General features: G+C 64.2%; 1 protein-coding gene. It reads right to left on the bottom strand.

The window, feature by feature from the left end; translation table 11 throughout:
- Window positions 1-279, bottom strand: a 279-nt coding sequence (locus tag ACOADB_RS00695) for a hypothetical protein (RefSeq protein WP_378596001.1), incomplete at its 3' end; no start/stop codon positions are given.
- Window positions 280-360 lie beyond the last annotated feature (81 nt).

Below are 360 nucleotides of genomic sequence, written 5' to 3'. Positions count from 1 at the left end.
CGCTCTGGTGCCGGCCTTGGCTGACTCGGACCGCCGGGTCGAGGGCGCGGAAGACACCACCGGCGGATTCGCCCAAACCCTTGCCACTTCGGCATCGACCTCGCGAAGAAGTCGCTCCGTCTCGCGTTCGACCTCGAGCTCGTGTTCTCGGACGATCTCGTCGAGTGACGCGTCTCGCTGGGAGCCCCCGGACGGCACGGGCATCTGACTTGGTTGCTGCTGCCTGATAACAAGCCAGACGACGATGCCGACGATCACCAGACCAATGACAACTTCCATGGCTGGCATCGTGCCCGCAATCTCGACTTCGCGCGGCCATTCGAAATATCAGGGCCCCACCCTCCCGATGCGTCGAGGACG

The organism is Nocardioides sp. CPCC 206348, assembly GCF_048654705.1.
Lineage (GTDB): Bacteria > Actinomycetota > Actinomycetes > Propionibacteriales > Nocardioidaceae > Nocardioides.
This window is presented reverse-complemented; position numbering and strand designations above follow the sequence as displayed.